The organism is Streptacidiphilus sp. PAMC 29251 (assembly GCF_054208735.2).
Genome location: NZ_CM135725.2, coordinates 9,573,174 through 9,593,709 on the forward strand (window position 1 = coordinate 9,573,174; position 20,536 = coordinate 9,593,709).

19 protein-coding genes and 2 pseudogenes are annotated in these 20,536 nt (G+C 71.5%); 14 read left to right on the forward strand and 7 right to left on the reverse strand.

The genetic code is table 11. From position 1 onward, the window contains the following. Complete coding sequence (locus ACXKR8_RS45760; protein WP_458270449.1) at positions 1 to 1,557, forward strand: acyl-CoA synthetase; 1,557 nt, start codon at positions 1 to 3, stop codon at positions 1,555 to 1,557. A gap of 51 nt (positions 1,558 to 1,608) precedes the next feature. Here ACXKR8_RS45760 and ACXKR8_RS45765 read toward each other — a convergent pair whose 3' ends face one another. From ACXKR8_RS45765 to ACXKR8_RS45775, 3 genes are all read right to left on the reverse strand, one after another. Continuing rightward, positions 1,609 to 2,028: a hypothetical protein gene (locus ACXKR8_RS45765; RefSeq protein ID WP_458270450.1), complete on the reverse strand. Its 420-nt coding sequence runs from the start codon at positions 2,026 to 2,028 to the stop codon at positions 1,609 to 1,611. A 218-nt stretch (positions 2,029 to 2,246) separates the two neighbouring features. Continuing rightward, on the reverse strand, positions 2,247 to 2,621 hold the full coding sequence (locus tag ACXKR8_RS45770) for a hypothetical protein (RefSeq protein ID WP_458270451.1): 375 nt from the start codon (positions 2,619 to 2,621) through the stop codon (positions 2,247 to 2,249). Between the two features lie 2 nt (positions 2,622 to 2,623). Beyond that, the gene (locus ACXKR8_RS45775; protein WP_458270452.1) at positions 2,624 to 3,517 is read right to left on the reverse strand and encodes a peptidoglycan-binding domain-containing protein; all 894 of its coding nucleotides are present in this window, start codon (positions 3,515 to 3,517) and stop codon (positions 2,624 to 2,626) included. A 336-nt stretch (positions 3,518 to 3,853) separates the two neighbouring features. Here ACXKR8_RS45775 and ACXKR8_RS45780 point away from each other — a divergent pair, with 336 nt between their 5' ends. The 3 genes and pseudogenes from ACXKR8_RS45780 to ACXKR8_RS45790 all read left to right on the forward strand — a co-directional run bounded on the left by ACXKR8_RS45780 (position 3,854) and on the right by ACXKR8_RS45790 (position 6,940). After that, positions 3,854 to 4,105, forward strand: a complete 252-nt coding sequence (locus ACXKR8_RS45780) for a UBP-type zinc finger domain-containing protein (RefSeq protein ID WP_458275248.1) — start codon at positions 3,854 to 3,856, stop codon at positions 4,103 to 4,105. Positions 4,106 to 4,159: 54 nt separating this feature from the next. Continuing rightward, positions 4,160 to 5,898, forward strand: a pseudogene (locus tag ACXKR8_RS45785) (cation:proton antiporter). A 70-nt stretch (positions 5,899 to 5,968) separates the two neighbouring features. Continuing rightward, positions 5,969 to 6,940: a deaminase domain-containing protein gene (locus tag ACXKR8_RS45790; RefSeq protein ID WP_458270454.1), complete on the forward strand. Its 972-nt coding sequence runs from the start codon at positions 5,969 to 5,971 to the stop codon at positions 6,938 to 6,940. A 42-nt stretch (positions 6,941 to 6,982) separates the two neighbouring features. Here ACXKR8_RS45790 and ACXKR8_RS45795 read toward each other — a convergent pair whose 3' ends face one another. Beyond that, the gene (locus ACXKR8_RS45795) at positions 6,983 to 8,164 is read right to left on the reverse strand and encodes an aminotransferase class V-fold PLP-dependent enzyme (protein ID WP_458270455.1); all 1,182 of its coding nucleotides are present in this window, start codon (positions 8,162 to 8,164) and stop codon (positions 6,983 to 6,985) included. 213 nt (positions 8,165 to 8,377) lie between these two features. On the opposite strand from ACXKR8_RS45795, the gene ACXKR8_RS45800 reads away from it, so the two are divergent. The 9 genes and pseudogenes from ACXKR8_RS45800 to ACXKR8_RS45840 all read left to right on the forward strand — a co-directional run bounded on the left by ACXKR8_RS45800 (position 8,378) and on the right by ACXKR8_RS45840 (position 15,789). After that, the gene (locus ACXKR8_RS45800; RefSeq protein ID WP_458270456.1) at positions 8,378 to 8,575 is read left to right on the forward strand and encodes a ferredoxin; all 198 of its coding nucleotides are present in this window, start codon (positions 8,378 to 8,380) and stop codon (positions 8,573 to 8,575) included. Positions 8,576 to 8,620: 45 nt separating this feature from the next. After that, positions 8,621 to 9,813: pseudogene (locus tag ACXKR8_RS45805) on the forward strand (cytochrome P450). A 107-nt stretch (positions 9,814 to 9,920) separates the two neighbouring features. Next, positions 9,921 to 10,187, forward strand: a complete 267-nt coding sequence (locus ACXKR8_RS45810; RefSeq protein ID WP_458270458.1) for a hypothetical protein — start codon at positions 9,921 to 9,923, stop codon at positions 10,185 to 10,187. A 204-nt stretch (positions 10,188 to 10,391) separates the two neighbouring features. After that, positions 10,392 to 10,730: an RNA polymerase-binding protein RbpA gene (locus ACXKR8_RS45815; protein WP_458270459.1), complete on the forward strand. Its 339-nt coding sequence runs from the start codon at positions 10,392 to 10,394 to the stop codon at positions 10,728 to 10,730. Between the two features lie 135 nt (positions 10,731 to 10,865). Further along, positions 10,866 to 11,999, forward strand: a complete 1,134-nt coding sequence (locus ACXKR8_RS45820; RefSeq protein ID WP_458270460.1) for a hypothetical protein — start codon at positions 10,866 to 10,868, stop codon at positions 11,997 to 11,999. Positions 12,000 to 12,145: 146 nt separating this feature from the next. Further along, positions 12,146 to 13,258, forward strand: coding sequence for an AI-2E family transporter (locus ACXKR8_RS45825; RefSeq protein ID WP_458270461.1), 1,113 nt, complete (start codon positions 12,146 to 12,148; stop codon positions 13,256 to 13,258). A 106-nt stretch (positions 13,259 to 13,364) separates the two neighbouring features. Further along, on the forward strand, positions 13,365 to 13,952 hold the full coding sequence (locus tag ACXKR8_RS45830) for an ArsR/SmtB family transcription factor (RefSeq protein ID WP_458270462.1): 588 nt from the start codon (positions 13,365 to 13,367) through the stop codon (positions 13,950 to 13,952). Further along, on the forward strand, positions 13,936 to 14,916 hold the full coding sequence (locus ACXKR8_RS45835; protein WP_458270463.1) for an MBL fold metallo-hydrolase: 981 nt from the start codon (positions 13,936 to 13,938) through the stop codon (positions 14,914 to 14,916). Before ACXKR8_RS45830 ends, ACXKR8_RS45835 begins: the two co-directional genes overlap by 17 nt. Positions 14,917 to 14,925: 9 nt before the next feature. After that, complete coding sequence (locus tag ACXKR8_RS45840; protein ID WP_462100126.1) at positions 14,926 to 15,789, forward strand: hypothetical protein; 864 nt, start codon at positions 14,926 to 14,928, stop codon at positions 15,787 to 15,789. Positions 15,790 to 15,802: 13 nt separating this feature from the next. On the opposite strand, the gene ACXKR8_RS45845 is transcribed toward ACXKR8_RS45840, so the two are convergent. After that, positions 15,803 to 17,713 carry a pentapeptide repeat-containing protein gene (locus ACXKR8_RS45845; protein WP_458270465.1) on the reverse strand — a complete coding sequence of 637 codons (1,911 nt, stop codon included), beginning with the start codon at positions 17,711 to 17,713 and terminating at the stop codon, positions 15,803 to 15,805. Between the two features lie 177 nt (positions 17,714 to 17,890). Between ACXKR8_RS45845 and ACXKR8_RS45850 the strand changes: the two genes are divergently transcribed. Next, positions 17,891 to 18,931 (forward strand): nitronate monooxygenase, encoded by a 1,041-nt coding sequence (locus tag ACXKR8_RS45850; protein WP_458270466.1) that lies wholly within the window; start codon positions 17,891 to 17,893, stop codon positions 18,929 to 18,931. A 24-nt stretch (positions 18,932 to 18,955) separates the two neighbouring features. Here the strand turns inward: ACXKR8_RS45850 and ACXKR8_RS45855 are convergent, their stop codons facing one another. Next, positions 18,956 to 19,372 (reverse strand): pyridoxamine 5'-phosphate oxidase family protein, encoded by a 417-nt coding sequence (locus ACXKR8_RS45855; RefSeq protein ID WP_458270467.1) that lies wholly within the window; start codon positions 19,370 to 19,372, stop codon positions 18,956 to 18,958. 154 nt (positions 19,373 to 19,526) lie between these two features. Further along, a complete protein-coding gene (locus tag ACXKR8_RS45860; protein ID WP_458270468.1) occupies positions 19,527 to 20,474 on the reverse strand; it encodes a thaumatin family protein in 948 nt (315 codons plus the stop codon). Positions 20,475 to 20,536 lie beyond the last annotated feature (62 nt).

Here is a 20,536-nt window from a genome sequence, read left to right on the forward strand (position 1 = left end):
GTGCGTCTGCTCGACTATCTGGACAAGGGCGCCTCGCTGGGGCCGGGCGCGCCCTGCCTGACGATGGGGGACCGGACCCTCGACTACCGCGAGGTCCAGGAGCTCTCCTGGCGGGTGGCGGGCGCACTGTCCTGGTCGGGGGTGCGGCCGGGTGACAAGGTGGCGATCCTGTCCGCGAACGATCTAACCGCGTTCTCCTGCGTGTTCGGCATCTCCCGGGCGGGCGCGGTCTGGTGCCCGGTCAACCCCCGCAACGAGGCCGCCGAGAACCGCGACCTGCTGGACCTCTTCGACTGCACCTGCCTGATCTTCCAGGAGGCCTTCGCGCCGCTGGTGGCCAAGATCCTGCCGGACCTGCCGAAGCTGACCACCCTGGTCTGCCTCGACGGCTCCCCGGACCTGGCCGTGCCCTTCCCGGAGTGGCTGGACGGCGTGCCCGCCTCGCCCTGGCAGGCCAAGCCCGTCGACGACACGGCGATGCTGGTCGGCACCGGCGGCACCACCGGCCGGCCCAAGGGGGTGGTGCTGACCGACCGCAACATCGAGACCATGTCCGCGCTGACCCTGATGTGCTACCCGTTCGACCCCCGGCCGGTCTATCTGGCGCTGGCTCCGCTGACCCACGCGGCCGGGGTGCTGTGCTTCCCGGTGCTGGCGCAGGGCGGGGAGGTCGTGATCATGCCGGCGCCGGACCTCGGTGAGTTCCTCGCCCTGGTCGAACGCCATCGGGTCACCCACACCTTCCTGCCGCCGACCCTGATCTACATGCTGCTCGGCCACGCCGACCTGGCCGCCGCCGACCTGAGCTCGCTGCGCTGCTTCTGGTACGGCGCGGCCCCCATGTCGGCGTCCCGGCTGGAGGAGGCGATCGAGCGGATCGGCCCGGTGTTCGGGCAGCTGTTCGGCCAGTCCGAGGCCCCGATGATGATCTCGACCATGGCGCCGGCCGACCACTTCCACGCCGACGGCAGCCTCGCCAGGGAACGCCTGACCTCAGCCGGACGTCCCGCCCCGCTGGTGACCGTGGCCGTGATGGACGGCGACGGACGGCTGCTGCCGACCGGGGAACGCGGCGAGATCGTGGTCCGCGGCTCGCTGGTGATGGCCGGCTACTACCAGGATCCGGAGGCCACCGCGGCGGCGTCCCGGCACGGCTGGCACCACACCGGGGACATCGGCTACCTCGACGCCGACAACTACCTGTACATCGTCGACCGGGCCAAGGACATGATCATCAGCGGCGGCTTCAACGTCTACCCCGCGGAGGTGGAGCAGGCGGTGCTGCAGCACCCGGCGGTGCAGGACTGCGCGGTGGTCGGACTGCCGGACGACAAGTGGGGCGAGCGGGTCACCGTCGTCCTGCAGCTGCACCCGGGGCAGGGGGTGACCGAGGCTCAGCTGCGGGCCTTCGTGAAGGAGCGGATCGGCGGCGTCAAGGCGCCCAAGCAGGTCGAGGTCTGGCCGGACCTGCCCCGGTCCAGGGTCGGCAAGGTCCTCAAGAACGAGATCAAGACGCAGCTGCTGCGCGGAGCCGAGGAGGCCCCGCGCAGCCCGTAGCCGGGGGCGCTGCGCCGGTAGCCGGTGCTGCTGTGCCCGTAGCCGGTGCGGTTAGCGGTGCAGCTTCCAGCGGACCTGCTGCTCCGCCTGCTCCGCGGTGAACTCCGCTGCCGCCTCCGGCGGGCCGTGCAGATGGCCGACCAGCTGGGCCAGTTCCTCGACCGGACGCTGGGCGGCCGCGGCACGCAGCGCGGTGGTGGCCTGGGAGCCGCCGAGCAGGGGCAGCAGCGCGGCGACGTCCTCGACCGAGCGGAGCGTCGCGGCGGTGTCCAGGAGCTGCTGGGCGTGGGCGGGCTGGTCGCCCTCGTTCAGCAGGGTGACGAGCTGGACCAGCTCGCTGACCGGCCGCTGCAGCGCCACGGCGCGGAGCAGCGGCTCCGCGCCGCCGCCCGGGGGGCCCTCGGCGGGCTCCGGCGGGGACTGATCATTCGTCAGCAGCGGTATGTCGCTTGTGGAAATGGCGCGAGCCATCGGGTGCCTCCTGGTGCTGGCAACTCTTGAGGCCGCGTTCTGTGTCGGCCTCCACTTACCAGCCTGCGACCCCGGTGCGGGGCCGCCACCCGTACGGCGCATTCGGGCGACGGCACCGCACCACCATTCCCTTGGGTCTCAGGGGTGCTCGCGTACCCCAATAATCCCACCAGTCACACCAGCCCCAGGTATGCTCCCGAGTTCGCCTTCGGCTCGGCTCAGTGAGCGGGCTTGGCGGCCAGCACTGGTGCGGCTGCCTGCGCGGCCGAGACCGGGGCGGTGACCTGGGTCCGGGTGAACATCGCCAGGACCGCGGTGGCCAGCGACATCACCAGCGCCTGCTGGTCCGGCGCCCAGTGCAGGCCGAAGCCGACACCCAGGGCGACCAGGGCCTGGACGAAGCCGAGGATCGCGGCGTTCACGCCGTCGTGCGTACTCAGTGCCACCAGCAGGCCCACCGCCGCCGCCGCCGCGGCGTTGATGACAGCCTGCTGGTCGGCGGAGGTGTGCAGCCAGAACGCTGAGACGAACTTGACGATCACAGCGATCAGTGCGAGCCAGAGAACGGGCTCTCTGCCGAAGATCTTGCCCATGGTCACTCCTTGACGGTGAAGCCGTGCTTGCTGCCGAGTGCCTTGAGTGACACCTGGCCCGGAATGCCGTTCACGTCCGCGCCGGTCCAGCCGAGGCCGTGAAGCGTGCTGTACGCCTTCTGCCACGCCGCGTACGCGTCAACCGTCTCGGTCCCATAACTTCCGTCCACCCACTGGGCGGGGAGCAGCCCCTCGGCGGAGAGGGCCTGTTCCACCGGCAGCACGTCCGGGCGGTGCAGCGCGGAGCCCTGCGGGGCGGGGCCGTCCTGGCGGGCGGCGGCGATGACATGGGCCAGCGACACCGCCACGGACTCGCCGGTCGACGGGGCCGGCGGAGCCGAGGGGCCGGCCGGGGCGGACCGGGACCAGCGCCAGGAGGCGACCGCGGGCCCGCCGCGCGGGTCGGCCGGGTCCGCGGTGGGCGGGCAGACCCGGTCGGCGAACCGGGGCGCGAAGTAGCCGACCACATAGGCGTCGCGGCGGGCGTGGGAGTGCGACCAGATCCCGTTCCCCTGCCCGTTGTCGGTGGCACCCGCCTTCGCCGAGTTGCCGCCCTTGGTGTAGACGTTCTGCGCGTCGAAGCCGGTGACCAGCTCGCAGTGCCCGTTGCCGAAGTTGGTCCAGGCCCCGACCGACGGGTACTGAGACCACTGGCCGTGCGCCCTGGCCCAGTTGGAGAACACCATGACGTTGTCGACCTTGGGCACGATGGCGCCGAAACCGGCGTCGTGGTACTGGTCCCAGGCCCACTCCACGCACCAGGGGACCAGGTTCTCACCGAACTCGCGGCCCCACTGGGTGTCGTTGTCCCAGCCGCCGTGGGGGTCCCACTTCTCGTAGATGCGCTCGGGGATGGAGGCGACATGGTCGATCAGAATGCGCCACTGTGCCGTCATGATGAAGGTCTCCCAGCTCGGACGAGGGCTGGACGGCGTCGCCGCCCTGCTTCACGAGCGTTGCGAAGTCATGCCGCGGCAGCCAGCAGTGACCGTTTTCGCCCCCGAAGACCCTCAACTGTTTCGGATCCGCCGACACCCGTGGCCGAAATCGTTCGAAACTACGCAGAACTGATGGCTGCCGCCGAGTCCGAAGGAGTAGGCAAACCCTCACGTAGGGTGGGCGGGGTGAACCAGCAACCCGAGTGGCGAGTGGCCGAGGCGGTGGGCCGGTCTACCGAGCCCCAGTGCGCCCACCTGGACCAAGCCCGACCGAGCGGGGGCGCGGCCGGGGCAGTGGCCGGGGCGGCGCCTGGGGCCGCGGCCGAGGCGGCCGGCTGCGAGGAGTGCGTCCGCACCGGGGGCCGCTGGGTGCATCTGCGCGAGTGCCTGGGCTGCGGCCATGTCGGCTGCTGCGACAGCTCACCGGGCCAGCACGCCTACGCCCACGCCCAGCTGCCGGGCGGACACGACCTGGCCCGCTCGATCGAGCCCGGTGAGGACTGGGCCTGGTGCTATGCCGACGAGCTCTTCCTGCGGCGGGCCTGACCGGCGTTTCCCGGCGCGCATTCCCGGCCCGAGTGGCTAACGTCATCGGTGCCCATGGAACCCACACTCATCGCTGTCCTCGGCGTCATCAGCATCGTGGCCGTCGCCGCGTTCTCCGAGAAGCTCGGCCTGGCCGCGCCGCTGAGCCTGGTCGTCGTCGGCATCGCGCTCAGCTTCGTCCCCGGCGTTCCGCATCCGTCGGTCGAGCCGGAGTGGATCCTGGCCGGCGTGCTGCCGCCGCTGCTCTACTCGGCGGCGGTGAGCATGCCCGCGCACGACTTCCGACGCAACGTCAAAGCGATCAGCGGGCTCGCGGTGCTGCTGGTCGTGATCACCACCCTCGGCGCGGGGTGGCTGCTGCACCTGCTGCTGCCGGACCTCGGCTGGCCGACGGCCTTCGCCGTGGGCGCGGTGATCAGCCCACCGACGCGGTGGCGGCGACCTCGGTGGGCAAGCGGCTCGGCCTGCCGTCCCGGCTGCTGACCGTGCTGGAGGGCGAGGGCCTGGTCAACGACGCCTCCGCGCTGGTCCTGCTGCGCTCGGCGATCGCGGCGATCGCGGGTTCGGTGTCGCTGTGGCGGGTCGCCGGGGACTTCCTCTACGCGGCGGCCGTGGCCTGCGTCATCGGGCTGCTCGTGGGCTGGGTCAATGTCCGCGTGCGGGCGCTGCTCAAGGACACGGTGCTCAACACCGCGATCTCCTTCGTGGTGCCGTTCGTCGCCTTCGTGCCGGCCGAGGCCTTGGACGCCTCCGGGGTGCTCGCGGTGGTCGTGGCAGGACTGGTCACCGGCCACCAGAGCCCGCGCTTCCTGCGCGCCCAGGACCGGCTCGCCGAGCAGACCAACTGGCGCACCCTGGCCTTCCTGCTGGAAAGCTCGGTCTTCCTGCTGATGGGCCTGAGCCTGAAGACGCTGCTGGACGAGGTGAACGAGCGGGGTCTCAGCCCCTGGCAGGCGCTGACGATCGGCCTGCTGCTCTCCGCCCTGGTCGTGGTCGCGCGGATGGTGTTCACCGTCCCGCTGGTCGGCGCCCTGCACAATGACGCGCGGCGGGCGGCGGAGGCCAAACCCCGGCTGGAGCAGTTCCAGGCCCGGCTGGACGCCCCGGACCAGGACGGGCGCTTCATCGGCCGGAACAAGGACCGGATGATGCGGCGGGTGGGCCGGATCTCCGCCGATGTCGACTTCCTGCTCAACGAGACCCTGGGGTGGCGCAGCGGAGTGGTGCTGGCCTGGTCCGGGATGCGTGGCGCGATCACCGTCGCGGCGGCCCAGACCCTGCCCCAGGACACCTCGCACCGGCCCCAGTTGGTCATCATCGCCTATGTGGTCGCCGGCACCACGCTGCTGGTGCAGGGGCTGACCCTGCCGGCCGTCATCCGCGCGGTCGGCGTGCCCGGCGACGACCCCGACCGGCAGCGCGAGGACTACGTCCGGCTGCTCGCCGACCTCTCCGCCGCGGCGTCGGCCGCGCTGGACGACCCCGGCCTGACCGCACCGTCCGGCGAGCCGCTGGCACCGGAGGTGCTGGCCTGGGCCCGCGCCGACAGCCACGTCGGGGTCGGTTCCGACGCGGGGCGCGGATCGGGAAGCGGGCCTGGCAGCGCCTCCCCCGACCCGCAGCGCGAGCAGTACCTGCGGCTGCGGATCGCGGTCCTCGACGCGGAGCAGGACGCGCTGCTGGCCGCCCGCTCGCGGGGCAGCTACGGCTCCCGCGCGCTGGGCCACGCCCAGCACATGATCGACCTGGAGCAGGCCCGGCTGCAGCAGCTGGGCGACGACTTCGGCGACTGATTTTTTCCAGTACTGCCCTTTTCCAACAGGGTGGTTGACGGACCGTCACCCACCCTGGACGCTCAGTTCCATGAGTACACCCACGGCAGTGAACGAGGTCCGGCTGGATTACAGCATCTCCTTCGTCGAGGGCGCCGACCTCGTGGGCGCGATCGCGTTCAAATCCCACGCGGCTCTGGTCAACAGCTACTACCTCGGCAGCCCGGAGCCCAAGGGCACCACCCTGGGCGGCTACCAGCACGACCTGGACGCCGAGAAACAGGCGATCAACACCCTGGCCAACCGGATCTTCACGCGACTGGGGTGCAAGGACGACGACGAGTACCGCGCCGCCCTGTCGCAGGTCCGCAAGGGCCGGCTGACGCTGTTCTCCTCGATGGGGCCGTGCCATTCCTGCCGGGGCGTCTTCAAGCAGTTCCTGGGCGACTTCCCCGCCCTCACCCTGGAGGTCACCTACCGCAACCAGACCCGGAACGGGAAGGTGCGCCTGCTCCCGGCCGGCGGCGGACTCCACGGTGACTACGGCTACGCGGACGCCGAGCAGATCCCGGGCCAGGACTGGCGCAAGACCTTCGTCGGCGTCCCGATGCCGATGGCGACCGCGGTCTTCCTGATCAAGTTCGCCAGCGGACCCGAGTGCGCCGCCACGGTGACCGCGGTGGCGGGACGGCCGTACACCAGTTTCCTCTACCGGCCCCAGGGCGGCTCGCCCATCGCCGCGGAGACGGCGGCCCTGGACCGGGTGGCGAAGTCGGTCCGGGACACCATCACCGGGCAGCGCGACAGCACGCTGTCGGGTGTGGGCTTCCGGAAGCTGCTCGGCAATGTCAGCTCGGGCCACGTCTGGCTCACCGGCGAGCAGGGGCCGACGGCGGACGGACGCACCGCGATCGCGGCCTTCGTCAAGGACTTCCCCAAGGTGACGCTGCGGGTCGCCTACGACGGCGCCACCGCGGCCGGCGGCGGCCTCGGCTACGCCGACGCGGCCAAGGGCGACGCGGACGAGCCCGCCTGGGTCAAGGTCTTCAAGCCCACGGCGTAGCAGGCCGGCCGATGTTCGCCGACCCGGCCCTGCCCGCATCGCTCAGGCGGCGCCGCGGGCCAGCTCGGCGAGCGCCGCGACCGTGCGGTCGAGCTCCTCCTCGGTGTTGTAGTAGTGCGGGGACAGCCGCACCAGTGGGTGGACGTCGTGCCGCTCGGTGTCGAACTGGGTGTGCTCGGCCACGGTGGTGGTGGAGTTGATCCGCTGCCGGGCCAGCGCGGCGGCGACGTCCTCGGCGGCCAGGCCCTCGACCGCGCAGGTGACGATGGCGCAGCGGTCGCGGCCGAGGTCGTGGGTGGTCACGTGGGGGAGTGCGTCGAGTTGGTCCCGCAGCCGGCCGCCGAGGGCGAGGGCGCGCCGGCCGATCCGGTCGAGACCCAGCTCCAGGGCCTGTTCGACGGCGGCGTTCAGGCCGAGCACATTGGCGTAGCTCTTCTCCCAGGTTTCGAAGCGCTGCGCGCCGGGCTGCCAGCTGAAGCCGCGACCGCCGTCCCACTCGGCGGCCCGTATCTCGGTGACATGGGGTTCCAGCAGGTCGAGCGCCTCGGTGCGCACCCACAGGAAGCCGGTGCCGCGCGGGCCGCGGAGGAACTTGCGGCCGGTGGCGGTGAGCAGGTCGCAGCCGATCTCGTCGACGTCGACCGGGAACTGGCCGACCGACTGGGTGGCGTCCAGGAGGAACGGGACGCCGGCCGCGCGGGTGATCCGGCCGATCTCGGCGGCCGGGTTGATCAGGCCCCCGCTGGTCGGGATGTGGCTGACCCCGACCAGTCTGGTGCGTTCGTCGATCAGGTCGGCGAGGGCGGCGGTGTCGAGTCGGCCGTGGACGTCGTCGGGGACCACCACGATCTCGGCCCCGGTGCGCTGGGCGACCTGGAAGTACGCCAGCACATTGCTGCCGTACTCGGCCCGGCCGGTCAGGATCCGGTCGCCCGGCCGGAAGGACAGCGCGTAGAAGGCGGCGTTCCAGGCGCGGGTGGCGTTGTCGAACAGCGCCACCTCCTCGGGCCGGCCGCCGACCAGTCGGGCCAGGTTGGCGTAGGTGGCCGCGATCTGCTCCGCGGTCTGCCAGGCGGCCTCGTAGCCGCCGATCGCGGCCTCCAGCTCCAGATGGCCGGTCATCGCCGCCAGGGTCCGCCGGGACAGCAGGCCCGCCCCGGCGTTGTTGAGGTGCACCCGGTTGGCGCATCCGGGGGTGTCCAGCCGCAACGCGTTGATGTCCATGCTTGTCCGTTCCCCGCAGGGCCGGGTTCATAGCCGATCAGGGGCGTCGGCTCACCCGCCCGGGGCGTTTGATCGAGCACGGAGTAATTTCAGCCATTATCAGCATTTCATGTCCTGTGCGCTTCAACTTTTGACGACCCGTGAGTTACGTTGGCGGGGAGGTTGGTTGCTTTCACCATCCATCTATCTGCGTGGCCACAGGAGGCGATTTCTGTGCGCATCAGTGTCGACAGAGACCGTTGTTGCAGCTCAGGGCAGTGCGTGGGAGCGGTGCCCACCGTGTTCGACCAGGACGAGGAGGACGGCGCGGTGCTGCTGCTCGATCCGGAGCCGGCGCCGGAGCTGCACGCCGCGGTCCGACTGGCGGCCGGCATCTGCCCCGGCCGGGCCATCTCCGTCCACGACGCATGAGCGGTCCCGACGTAGGAGTCCACGACGCATGAGGGAGAACCAGCTGTGACGACGACCCCCACCACTTTCGCGTTTCCCGCGGCCCGCGGCCAGTGCCCCTTCGCCCCGGCGCCCAGCTACCGGCAGGCCATGGAGCAGGACCCCACCTGCGAGGTCTCGCTGTGGGACGGCTCCCGCAGCTGGCTGGTCACCCGGCACGAGGACGTCCGCACGGTCCTCGGCGACCGGCGCTTCAGCGCCGACGCCACCAGGCCGGGGTTCCCGTTCACCAGCGCGGGGCGCCGCGAGCTGGCGAGCAACAACCAGACCTTCATCCGGATGGACGACCCGGAGCACGCCCATCTGCGCCGGATGCTCACCGGCGACTTCATCATCAAGAAGATCGAGGCGCTGCGCCCGCAGATCCAGCAGGTGGTCGACGACTTCCTGGACCGGATGACGGCCGGGCGGACCTCGGCCGACCTGGTGAGCGAGTTCGCCCTGCCGGTTCCGTCCTGGTGATCTGCCTGCTGCTCGGCGTCCCCTACACGGACCACGGGTTCTTCCAGCGGCGGAGCTCCGTGCTGCTCGACAGCCGTTCCGACGCCGAGCAGACCCGGCAGGCCAGTGACGAACTGATGGACTATCTGCGGCGGCTCGCGGTGGAGAAGGAGCAGCGCCCCGACGACGGCATCATCAGCCGGCTGATGGCGCGCGGCGAGCTCGACGCCGAGCAGGTGGCCCGGATGAGCCTGCTGCTGCTGGTGGCCGGCCATGAGACCACCGCCAATATGACGGCGCTCTCCACCGTGCTGCTGCTGCGCAACCCGGCGCAGCTGGCCAGGCTGCGCGAGCAGCCGGAGCTGGTCAAGGGTGCGGTCGAGGAACTGCTGCGCTACCTCAGCGTGGTCCAGGCCGGGGTGACCCGGGTCGCCACCGAGCCGGTGGAGCTGGGCGGGGTCACCATCGGGGCCGGGGAGGGGGTGGTCTGCATGCTCTCCACGGCGAACCGCGACGAGGCGGTGTTCGCCGAGGCCGAGGAGCTCGACGTGGCCCGCGACGCCAGGCGCCACATGGCCTTCGGCTTCGGGGTGCACCAGTGCCTGGGCCAGCCGCTGGCCCGGCTGGAGCTGCAGATCGCGCTGGACACGCTGCTGCGGCGGCTGCCCGGGCTGCGCCTCGCCGTGCCGTTCGAGGAGATCCGGTTCCGGCCGGACATGGTCGTCTACGGGGTGGAGGCCCTCCCGGTCGCCTGGTGACCGTCGCCTGGTGACCGTCGCCGGGTGGCTGGCGCCGGGTCACCGCTGGGGTGCGGGCCGCCGGCCGCCGGCGCGTCTCGGGCGGTGTGATCTGCAAAGCTGGGCCCATGACAACTCTCAACTGGCGCAACGCGACCGAGGTCCGTCTCAGTGAGGCGCTGATCCCCGACCCGGCGAGCCCGAGCGGGGTGCTCGACATCCTGACCGGCGGCCGGGTGGCCGTGGACGACGGCGTGCTCTACATCGATCCGCGCCAGGATCCCGGCCCCGACCCGGAGGCCGCCGCCTACACGGTGACCGCGGTGCCGCTGGCCGGCGTCATCAGCTTCAGCTTCCAGGCCGAGGTCAGCAGCCCGAGGTTCAGGCCGGTCTGAGCCTTCGGGAGCTGAGAGAAAGGGTCCCGGGCGGTTCCGCACTCCTCGGTCAGCATACGGACCGGAGGGAGTGGGAAGCATCGATTTGGGCTCGGACGTCATCCTTCCGAGGCCGTGGGCCCTGAGCATGCCGTGCGGGGACGTACTCTGGTGCATGCCCGGACAACTCGGGGCGCACATTTTCTCGGTTGAGGGGGAACAGGCGTGGCACAGGGACGCGGTGGCATCAGGGGCAGCCAGGTCGGCGCGGGGCCGATGGGCGAGAACGAGCGTGGTGAGCTGGCCGCTCGCACGGTGGTCTCGTTCTGGTGCGGCAACGGCCACCAGGTGAAGCTCAGCTTCGCCATCGAGGCAGTGGTCCCGGAGATGTGGGACTGCCCCAAGTGCGGTCTGACCGCGGGCCCGGACCGGGACAACGCCCCGGCCCAGGTCGGCAGCGTCCCGTTCAAGACGCATCTGGCCTATGTCCGCGAGCGCCGCTCCCAGGAGGAGGGCGAGATCCTGCTGGACGAGGCCCTCGCCAAGCTGCGCGGAACCATCTGAGCCTGCGCGATCCTGGTGGGAAGCTGAGACAGCCCCGCGTCCGCGTTGTGACGTCCGCTCGCCAGACTTGCCGCCATGGCGGTGGGGGGACGGGGAACGCCGGGCGCTCGGGTCCGGGCGCCGGCGGTGGCGTCGGTGCTGGCATTCGTGTCGGCGTTCGTGCTTGTGCTGACGCTGTGCGCCAGCACGGCGTCAGCGGCGGTGTACTGGCGCCGGTTCGACGACTCGGTGGTCGGCACCAAGGACGGGCGGCTGCTCGTGCTGGAGTTCGGCGGTGCGTCAACTTTCTACTCGGGCAGGGCCTACACCTCGTCTGACGCGGGTGCGAGCTGGCAGGACAGTCCGACCGTGGCGGTGGGAGTACTGAGCCCCACCGAGGTCCCCGGGCTGGTGGTGCGCACCGAGGCCTGTGTCCCGGCCGAGCCGGAGCGCTGCTACCGGGTGGTCCCCGGCCGACTGCCCCGGGTGGAGCAGAGCGACGACGGGGGCCGGAACTGGTCCACGGCCTGGCAGCTGTCCGCCGGACGCGTCCTCTTCCTCCGCCGCAACGGCGAGCCCGGCTCGGACGAGCCGGGCTCGTCCCTGCGGTACGGCTCGACCTCGCTGGCGGTCATGCCGGTTCCGGGCGGCCACGGCTATACGGTCGTCGTCGCGGATCAGAACGACGGCCTGGTGCTGCGGGACCCGGCCGGACACTGGGCCCGCAGGGGAATGGCCTCGGCGGGGCCCTACGAAACCGCGCTGCCGGACACCGGGCTCGGGGACGCGATGTCCAAGGAGTACCTGCTCGCCCTCGGCGCGGCCTGGCTGACCCTGCTCGTCGGCACGGGCGCGGCCCAGCTGCGCCGGGACCGGCGGGGCGCCGTGCTGCTCGCGCACGGGCTGCGGGTCGCGCTCGGTTTCGGCTGGCTGGCTGTGATCGCCGCTCAGGGCGGCATCGACGGCGAGCCCTCCACCTATCGCATGGTGCTGCTGACCCTGGCCGGCCCGGTGGTCCTGTTCGGCCTGTGGCTCAACCGCGGGCCCCGGGTGTTCCGCCCGGCGCTGCGGCGCACGCTGGCCGCGGCCTTCCTGGTCACCTGGCCGCTGACCCTGCTGCCCTTCCTGGGCTGGTCCGTCGCCCGCCCGGACGGCTATCCGCTCGCCGTCCTGCTGTTCCTGCTGCTCCTGCTCGGCAGCCTGCTGGCCACCGGGGCCCTGGCCTGGTGGCTGTCGGACCCGAGGAGCCGGGGCGCGGACGATGTACCGTGCCGCGTCCCGGGGCCATAGTGTCTGTCTGACAGACCCTGGTGCGAGCAGAGGTCGGCGCCGTGGCGGGGCGGGCTCCGTGTTCCGGCCTCGTCCGGCTGCCGAGCCGACCGTATGAACCCGCACGAACCAGCACGAACCCGCATGAACCCGGATGGAGCAACCCCGTGACGACCGAACCGAGCGAGCCGAGCGACGCCGAGGGCGTCCCCGCTCCGCGGCCGTCCGGGGTGCCCGCGGCGAGGGGCGGGGCGGGGGCCGGGGTGAGGTCGTGGTTCTCGATCGGGTTCCAGATCAGCCTGGGGGCGCTGCTGGCGTATCTGCTGGTGCAGGCGGTCCAGCACATCGAGAGCATCCTGATGCTGGTGCTGCTGTCCCTGGTCATCGCGGTGAGCGCTGATCCGATCGTGGTGCTGCTGACCCGGTCAGGACTGCGGCGCACCTGGTCGGTGCTGGCGGTGATCGTCGGACTGTTCCTGATCCTGGGTGCCCTGACCACGCTGTTCATTGCACCGATCACAAACGAGATCACTGCTCTCACCCGGAATGTGCCGATCTGGCTGCAGCAGCTGCACGACCACCACTCCTTCCTGGGCAAGCTGGAGGACAAGTACCACCTCACCGCCAAGGCCAAGCAGGCCCTCGGCACCGGCAGCAGCAGCGTGGTCGGCGGGCTGCTGGGCGCGGGCCAGCTGTTGGCCACCACCGTCACCGGGCTGTTCCTGGTGGTCACGCTGACCATGTACTTCCTGGCCGGGCTCCCCACCCTCAAGGCCTTCGGCCTGCGCTTCGTCGCCGGCAGCAAGCGCGAGCACGCGGCCGTGCTGACCGACGAGATCCTGCTGCGCACCGGCCGCTACATGCTGGGCAATGTGGCGACCTCGGTCATCGCCGGGCTGGCCACCTTCATCTGGCTGGAGATCTTCGGCGTCCCCTATCCGGCGGCGCTGGGGGTGTTCGTGGCGGTGATGGACCTGATCCCGCTGGTCGGCTCCACCATCGGCGGGATCGTGGTCTCACTGGTGGCGCTGGTGGTCTCCTGGCCGGTGGCCATCGCCACCGCGGCCTTCTACATCGTGTTCCGGGTCGCCGAGGACTACCTGATCATGCCCAGGGCGATGAAGTTCGCCGTCGACGTGCATCCACTGGTGACCATCCTGGCGGTGCTGGTCGGCGGCGCGCTGCTGGGCATCATCGGCGCGCTGCTGGCGATCCCGATAGCGGTGGCGATCGGCCTGATCCTGGACGACGCCGTCTTCCCCCGCATCGCCCGTCGCTGACCGCCGCCGGGTTGCGGCCTCCGCCGCCAGGACGCGGCCTCCGCCGAATCGAGCAGAAGTCAAAGAAAGCGTTGACATCTCCAAAAGCCAAAGTATTCTTTGGGGTATGGAGATCGGCGACCCGAAGGCCATCAGGGCCCTGGCCCACCCGCTGCGGCTGGACCTGATCGAACTGCTCGGCAGCATCGGCCCGGCGACCGCCGCCCACTGCGGGCGGATCCTCGGGGCGTCCCAGGCCAGCTGCTCGTTCCATCTGCGCCAGCTCGCCAGGTACGGGTTCGTCGAGGACGCCGGCCAGGGCGAGGACCGCCGCGAGCGGCTGTGGCGACTGGCGGAGCGGCGGCTGCGGCTGGATCCTGGCCAGACCCTGGACCCGGCGGTGACCCAGCAGCTCAGCGAGGTGCTGGCCAAGCGCGAGATGGAGCGGGTGCTGGCCTACCTCGGGCACCGGGCCGCCGAACCAACGGAATGGCGGCGGGCCGACCTGCTCACCACGGCGACGCTGCCGCTGTCCGCGGCCGACCTGGCCGACATCAAGGCGCGCTGGAACGAGCTCCTCGCGCCCTACGTCGCCAAAGCGGAGGCGGCGGAGGGCCGACCCCAACCCGGACAGCGCCGCGTCCGGTTCTTCCTGGCGGCTTCGCCGCTGGCCGACCTCGAACCTGGAGACAGTGACAGTGCCCTCGATATCTGAGAACGACAGCCTGATCGACTTCCTGGCCGACGCCCCGGTGGCCGGCTCGCTGGACGTCCGCTGGAACAGCGGCTCGCCCTCGGTGCGGCACAGCGACGAGCCGCTGATCCAGGTCCACCACTACGACGCGCACACCGTGATCCTGCGCCAGAGCAAGGCGGTGAGCTTCGAGGCGCCGTTCCTCTACCTGCTCTTCGGCAATGAGCGGGCGCTGCTGCTGGACACCGGGGCGACCGCGGACCCGGAGCTGTTCCCGCTGCGGGCGACCGTCGACGGGCTGGTGGCCCAGTGGCTGGCCGAGCACCCCCGTCCGCGTCCGGACTACGAGCTGGTCGTGGCGCACACCCACGGGCACGGCGACCATGTCGCCGGGGACGTCCAGTTCGCCGACCGCCCGGCCACCCGGGTGGTGGCCAAGGACGCGGAGACCGTCCGGGCCTTCTTCGGCCTCGGCGACGCGCCGCAGGACGCGGTCCGGTTCGACCTGGGCGGCCGGGTCCTGGAGCTGATCGGCTCGCCGGGCCACCACGAGGCGGCGGTCACTTTCTACGACCCGTGGACCGGGCTGCTGCTCACCGGCGACACGGTCTACCCGGGCCGGCTCTACGTCCGCGACATGGCCGCGTTCACCGACACCCTGGACGCGCTGGTCGCCTTCGCCGCGACCCGGCCGGTGACCCATGTGCTGGGGTGCCACATCGAGATGACCCGCCGTCCACGCCGCGACTTCCCGTTCGGCACCACCTACCAGCCGGACGAACCGCCGCTGGAGATGACGGTGGCTCAGCTGACCGCGGTCCGCGACGCCGCCCGTGCGGTCGCCGAGCGGCCGGGCGTGCACAAGTTCGACGACTTCATCGTCTTCAACGGCTCCTGCACCAGCGCCATGCCCGGGCTGCTCGCCCGTTCGCTGGCGGACAAGCTCGCGCGGCGCTTGAGCCGCTCACGGGGACAACGCGGCTAATGTCCGTATATGAGGATGTCTGACGTCGACCCGGATTCCGTCGCCCCAGCTTCCGGCGTCAGTGTCGACCTGGTGCACGACAGCGGCCGAACCGCGCTGCTGTTCATGCTGCTGGCCTTTGTGGTGACGTTCCTGCTCACCCGGATCGTGGTCCGGCTGATCCACTCCGGACGCGGGCCCTTCGCCAATGTCAGCGTCGACGGCCTGCACATCCACCACCTGGTGCCGGGCATCTTCGTGATGCTGATCGCCTCCTGCGCGGAGTTCGTGCTGGCGCCGCACGGGCTGGTCCGCGACGTGCTGGCGGCGGTGTTCGGGGTGGGGGCGGCGCTGACCCTGGACGAGTTCGCGCTCTGGCTCCATCTCGACGACGTCTACTGGGCCCAGGAGGGCCGCAAGTCGGTGGACGCCGTGGTGTTCGTGGCCGGGCTCGGGGTGCTCGGCCTGGTGGCCTCCAACCCGCTGGCCCGCGAACCGGGGGAGGGGACCGGCTTCTTCGTCGGCTTCCTGGTGCTGAACCTGGCGCTGGCCCTGGTCGCGGTCCTCAAGGGACGGCTGCTGCTGGGCGTCGGCGGGGTGCTGGTCCCGTTCCTGGCCCTGGTGGCCCTGGTCCGGCTGGCCCGGCCGGGGTCCCTGTGGTTCCGCAGGTTCTACCCGGAGGGATCGTCCAAACAGGTCAGGGCGCTGCGCCGGGCCCAGCGCCGGGGCGGTCTGGAAGCCTTCAAACGCGCCCTCAGCGGCGCCCCGGCGGCGGCCGGCAGCGCTACCGCCGCCGGACCGGCCCCCGCCCCCCGGGCGCTGGACCAGCAGCGCGAGCGGGACGGGCGGGACGACCAGGAAAGGCGGGACGACCAGGACCAGGACGGGGCCTGAGCCAGGGTCAGGGTCAGCGTTTCACGCGTCCGCGTACGGCGAGTGCGGCCAGGCCGAGCAGGACGGGTTCGCCGATGCGGGAGAGCATCTCCACCACGGTGCCCCAGCCGGTCAGGTTCTGGCCGCTGGAGCGGAAGACCACGGAGTTGACCACGACCAGGGTGGCCTTCTCGGTGCGGGCGCTGGTGAAGCGTCGGCCGAGGGGAAGGGTGAGCACCGGGTCGGGGGTATTCGTGGTGAGCTGGACCTGGCCGGAGTGGTCGGTGCCGCTGATCTGCGGGGATGGGTCGGCGTTGGGCAGGCCGACGAGCAGCAGGACGAGCACGGTGGTGGCCATCGCGGCGAGCAGCCAGCTCAGGGCGCGCGAGGCGCGCAGACCGTAGCCGGAGAGCAGCCAGTACCACCACAGCAGCCAGCGCTCGGCCCGGGGCCGCAGCGGGTCGTTGCGGCGCATCTCCATTTCGCCGTAGTAGAAGTCCGCGGCGCCGGGTTCGTCGCCGGCGTCCTCGAACGCCTTGCGCAGCCGCTGGTAGATCCCGGCCAGGTCGTCCGGGCCCGGGGTGAGCTCCGCCCGTGGGTGCACCGGCCCGGTCGTCCAGCCCTGGGCCAGCGTGCTGGTGCCCAGGGCGCGCCAGTGGTGCTCCTCGGCGATGACCTTGCGGCGCGACCAGCGCAGCGGCACCGGCCCCCAGCGGCGGCGCCACCCCGGAGGCGCCTCGGCGAAGCGGCAGCCGAAGCCCACCTGGATCTGGTCCAGATGGAAGGCGCCGTCGAACCGGCACTCGCGCAGGGCCACGTCGGTCAGCACCAGATGGGCGGCGTCCACCCCCTCCAGGTCGAGCAGGCGCACCTCCGCGGTGCCGCCGGTACTCGCGAGCTGGCTCTCGTCGAGCGGCCCGCCCGGAGTGGCGAAAGGAGCCGGCCATGACTGCAGTGCCACGGGCGCGCTCAGGATTGCCCCGCTGAACGACACGGAGGAGTACCGCAGTCGGAAGGACGCGGATCCGGCGAACTCGATCCTCCGTAGGGAGACTGAGGCGGCCGCGGCCTCCAACGTCACCGGTCCGGTGAACCGTGCCTCGTCGAAGCCTAAAAGGCGGTAGCAGCGCATCGGCCCCAAGTGCTTCAGTCCTCCGAACGTGGCCGAATCGAACCAGGCGTTCTTTTCGAAGGTGGTCGAGGTGAAGCGGGCGTTCCCGGCGAAGGCGGCCGCGTCGAACCGGGCGTCCCTTTTGAAGGTGGTCGAGGTGAACCTGACGTTCCCGTCGAAGGTGGTCGAAGTGAACCAGGTTTCCTTGGTGAAGGTAGCCCTGCTGAACAAGGCGTCCCCGGTGAAGGTGGCCGAGGTGAACAAGGCGGTCCCGTCGAAGCCGGCTGAGCCGAAGAAGGCGCCCCCGTCGAAGGCGGCCGAGTCGAACCAGGCACCCATGGTGAAGGCGGCCGAGTCGAACAGGGCGTCCCCGGTGAAGGTCGCTGAGGTGAACAAGGCGTCCCCGGTGAATTTGGCAGAGTCGAATCGGGCGTCCCCGGTGAAGGTGGTTGAGGTGAACCAGGCGTCCCCGGTGAATGTGGCCGAGATGAACAAGGCGTCCTTGGCGAAGGTGGCCGAGGTGAACACGGCGCCCTGGGGGAAGGTGGCCGAGGTGAACCAGGCATTTCCGAAGCGGGCATGGCCCGAGGCAGGGTCTCGGAGGGCGGTGCATATCGCGTCCAGCAGCGTGGGGGTGATGCGGGTGCCGCGCAGGTCGAGGTCGGAGCCGGGGGCGAGGCTGGCGATGTATCTCGCCTGCTCCACCGCGGGGAGGTGGGCCAGGCAGCGGGTGTGCCCGAGGACGCGGACTCCCCGACAGCCGACTGGATCGCTGGCCGAGGCGCCGTCGGTGCAGTGCTGCCAGGGTGGTGGTGCCGCGCTCGGGGTTGGCATAGGAATGTTGTAACCGCGGTGGTGGCCCTGCCGTCGCGGCATTGCCAAGCCGTGACCACCAGGATCGTCTCCGGCGCTTTCGCCACCAAGCCGATGATGCGGGCATCATGCCTTCTGGGTGTGCTGCGCCTGCGCCCAGCACACCCAGGACGAAGCGTCAGAACTGAAGGCAGGGACATGCGACAGCAGAAGCAGCACCTCACCGCGTTGGGCCTGGCGCTCCCGGTCCTCGCCGCGCCGATGGCCGGGGGATCCGGCACCCCGGCCCTGGTCGTCTCGGCGGCCGGCGCGGGCAGCCTGGGGTTCCTGGCCGCCGGATACCTCGGCGTGCCCGCACTGGCGGAGCAGATCGCGACCGTGCGCGCCGCTGACGTGCCGTTCGGCGTCAATGTGTTCGCCCCCAACCCGGTCCCGATCGAGCCGGCCGTCTTTCGCGAGTACGCCCGCACTCTCAAGGCCGAGGCCGAGAGCTATGGTCTCGACCTGGCCGGCGACACCCCGATCAGCGACGACGACGGCTGGGCGGAGAAGATCGACCTGCTGCTGGCCGAGCCCGTCCCGGTCGTCAGCTTCACCTTCGGACTGCCGGACCCCGCCGTGGTCACCGCACTGCGGCGGGCCGGAACCCTGGTGCTGCAGACCGTCACCTCCGTCGCCGAGGCCGAGGCCGCCGCGGACGGCGGCGTCGACGCGCTGGTGGTGCAGGCGGCTGAGGCAGGGGGCCACTCGGGCACGCTGACCCCGCAGCGTCCACCGGTGCCACTGCCCCTCGCGGACCTCCTCGCCGGGATCGGCCAGGCGGTCACGCTGCCCCTGGTCGCCGCCGGCGGACTGGCCACCGCCGCCGGGGTCGCCGAGGCGATCGGGGCCGGCGCCGCCGCCGTGATGGTGGGAACCGTACTGCTGCGCACGCACCAGAGCGGAGCCAGCGCCGTCCACCGGGCCGCGCTCGCCGACGGGGCCGGGCGGGGCACGGTCGTCACCCGTGCCTTCACCGGCCGACCGGCCCGGGCCCTGCGCAACGAGTTCACCGACGCCCACAGCGCCGACGCGCCACTCGGCTACCCGGCCCTGCACCACCTCACCAGCCCGCTGCGCCGAGCGGCAGTAGCCGCGGGCGACCGCGAACGGGTCCACCTCTGGGCCGGCACGGGTTACGCCGAGGCCCGGGCCGAGGACGCGGTGGAGACCCTCGTCCGGCTCGCCGCAGAGCTTTGAGGCGCATGCCCGGCACTCGAAGGGTCAGGGTTGGACGGTGCCCATGATGCGGGTGACCTGGATCTCGATGACGACCCGCTCCGGGTTGGGCCGCGGCTGCCGGTAGCGGCGGGCGTAGCGCTCGACGGCGTCGGCGACCGCGGCGGGGTCGTCGTTCACCCTGGCGATGCCCTCCAGGGTGGTCCAGCGGCGGCCGTCGACCTGGCTGACGGCCACCTGCGCGTCCGGACCGGCCTTGATGACGTTGCGGACCTTGGCGCTGCCCCGGCTGGTGATGACCCGTGCGGTCCGGGTCCGCGGGTCGTAGCTGGCGCCCACCGGGACGACATGCGGGCTGCCGTCGGGACGCCGGGTGGTGAGGAAGCACAGATGCCGTTCCTCCCAGAAGCCATCCGGCTCCGGCTGGTCCTGGCCGGTGTCCGCGGTCGGGTCTGACGCCATGAGGGATGATCCTACGGTCGCGGGGTGGGTGGTCGGGCTTGCGACGGACGCTACCAGCGGGGGCCGCCGAACCCCGGCAACGGTGTCGGCACCGGCCGTGGCACCGGCACCACCGGCCATGGCACTGGCACCACCGGCCCCGGCCCCGGCGGGGCTATCCGCTGGTTCCGAAGGTCACCCGGTAGTAGCACTGCGCCTTGCAGGCCATGGTCGCGGAGTCGTCGAAGGCATAGGAGTAGGCGTAGGGCTCGGCCTTCTTGAAGACCTGCGTGTAGTCCACCGGCCACTTCGACGGCACGCAGTTGTCCCGGCCCGCCCAGGCGCCGCGGCAGCAGTAGGTGTCCCCGCCGAACGCGGCGCAGGGCGGCTTGCAGCCGATCACCTGGCCGCCGGACACGGCCTGCATGGCGCTGGGGCAGACGATCGGCTTTGTGCAGGCGCCCTTGTAGCAGCCCGCCGCGCTCACCGGGTCCGTGGTGACGGTGTGTGACACATTGATGTACATCGGCAGGTTGCTGCCGTCCACCATGCTGACGTCGTAGAAGTCCAGGTTGTCGAAGGCGTCGAAGGTGAACTCGCCCAGCGTGGTGGGGGTGGTCGGACCCGAGCACTGCACGGTGCAGTCCCCGGTCAGGCACGTGCCCCGGCCGGTGGTGGCGCAGCCGGTGCGGCCCCAGATCCGGCCACCCCAGTTGTTGGCCACGGTAAGCGAGGTGCTCTGCCCGGGCTGGAGCTTCCGTCCGTCCGGATAGGCGGAGGTGTTGGTGACGATGGCCCAGATCGTCTGCTGGGTGCGGTTGACCAGGGTGATGCTGCGCTGACTGCCGGTCGGCGCGGCCTGCTTGGGGCCGGTGGTCCCCGCGCCTCCCGCTGTCGCCTTGGGCTTCGCCCTGCTCTGCGAGGCGGTGGAGGTAGAGGTGGGTGGCACATGGGTCGAGGGGCTCGGCTGGACCGAGGGGGACGGGCCGGTGGGCGAGCCGGCGCTGGCCGGTGCGGACGAGGACCCGGTGGAGCCGGCCGCCACCACGGTCCGCCCGGTGGTCTGCGGGCCGACGGAGTCGGCGGGGGAGGTCGCCCAGTAGATGATCACCACGGCGGCCACGGCTGCCAGTACCGCGGCCAGCCACCCCCGTCCCGATCTCGCCCGCGACCCCGGTCGCTCCG